This is a genomic window from Protofrankia sp. CiP1_Cm_nod3 (assembly GCF_982290655.1).
The window spans coordinates 121,325-122,977 of record NZ_CEVIVD010000002.1 but is presented as its reverse complement, the minus strand read 5'-3'; the positions used below and the strand labels follow the sequence as shown (position 1 = coordinate 122,977).

At 77.0% G+C, this 1,653-nt stretch carries 1 protein-coding gene and 1 pseudogene; both read left to right on the top strand.

The window, feature by feature from the left end; genetic code table 11:
• Nucleotides 1-421: pseudogene (locus AC5LUJ_RS01415) on the top strand (hypothetical protein); the annotation flags it as partial.
• Nucleotides 418-1,653, top strand: a 1,236-nt coding sequence (locus AC5LUJ_RS01410) for a zinc-dependent alcohol dehydrogenase (RefSeq protein WP_493464346.1), incomplete at its 3' end; no start/stop codon positions are given. The pseudogene AC5LUJ_RS01415 and the gene AC5LUJ_RS01410, both read left to right, overlap by 4 nt.

The following is a 1,653-nucleotide window of genomic DNA, read 5'->3' as shown; positions in this document are numbered from 1 at the left end:
CAGCGGCAGCGGCAGCGGCAGCGGGGAGATCGTCCTGCGCGTGCGTGGCGGCCCGGCCGCCGCCGGGACGGGCCGCTGGGAGCTGCGCCCGACGCACCGCGCGCTCGGCTGGCAGGACACCGTGCCGGCGCTCACCGCCGCCTACGTCGTCGACCACGAGCTGCCTATCGAGATCCACACGGACATCGAGACCGGCCAGCTGGCCGGCGTCCGGCCGCGGCCACCAGCTCGACCACCAGCTCGACCGACGGCGGCGGACCGACCGGACGCGCCGGACCAACCAGACCCAACAGACCCAACAGGCCAGCCAGGCCAACCAGAAGAAGCACCGGGCCGGTCAGGGGCGCCGGGCCGGCCGGAAGTGCCAGGCCGGGCGGCGATGCCGGGCCGGGCCGGAGCCAAGGGGGTGCAGCGGACGTGAAACAGGTGGTGCAGGCGGTCAGCGGAGGCGCGGTCGAGGTTCTCGACGTCCCCGCACCGCGGATCGGACCGACCGAGGTGCTGGTCCGTACCGCGGCGAGCATCGTCTCCCCCGGGACGGAACGGGCGGTCACCGCGCTCGCCCAGTCGGGGCTGCTGGCCAAGGCCCGGGCCCGTCCCGACCTGGTCCGCCAGGTGGTCCAACGGGCCCGGGCCGACGGGATCGGCCCGGCCGCCCGCGCGGTACGGGCCCGCCTCGGCGGGGACATCCCGCTCGGCTACAGCGCCGCCGGGACCGTGCTGGACGTCGGCGAGATGGTCGACGGGACCGGTATCGCGCCCGGACAGCTCGTCGCCACCGGCGGGGCCGGCTGGGCGAACCACGCCGAAGTGCAGGCGGTGCCCGGTCTGCTGTGCGTGCCGGTGCCCGCCGGGGTGCCGGCCGCGGACGCGGCGTTCGCGACGGTGGCCTCCATCGCCCTGCACGGGCTGCGCCTGGCCGACGTCGGGCCGGGCGCGAAGGTGGTGGTCGTCGGGCTTGGCCTGGTCGGCCAGCTCGCCGCCCGGATCGCGCTGGCCAGCGGATGCGACGTGGCCGGCATCGACGTCGCCGACCTGCCGCTGGCCGCGGCCGGCCGGGCCGGCGTCCTCACCCTGCGTGAACAGGGCGAGGCCACCACGGCCGCGGTGGCGCGCTGGGCCCGTGGGCGGGGCGCGGACGCCGTGCTGGTCTGCGCCGCCACCCGGAGCTCGGATCTCATCGGCCGGGTGCCGGCGCTGTGCCGGGACCGCGCGACCGTGGTCATCGTCGGGGACGTCGGGCTCGAGCTCGACCGCACGCCCTTCTACGACCGGGAGCTGTCGGTGCGGTTCGCCCGCTCGTACGGCCCCGGCCGCTACGAGCGGGCGTACGAGGACTGGGGGGTGGACTACCCGGCCGGCCAGGTCCGCTGGACGGAGGGCCGCAACCTGGAGGCCGTCGTCGACCTGCTGGCCACCGGCCGGCTGAAGGTCGCCGATCTGGTGACGCACAGTTTCGCCATCGACGACGCCGCCGACGCCTACGCCCTGGTCGAGAGCCGGAGCGAACCGTACCTGGCGATCCGCTTCGACTACGACGTCTCCCGGACGCTGCCGGCGAGCATCGTCCTGCCGCCCCGGCGCGGGCAGCCCGGACGGCCGGGGCTGGCCGGGCTGCCCGCGCTGTCCGGGCAGCCCGGGCCGGCCGGGGCC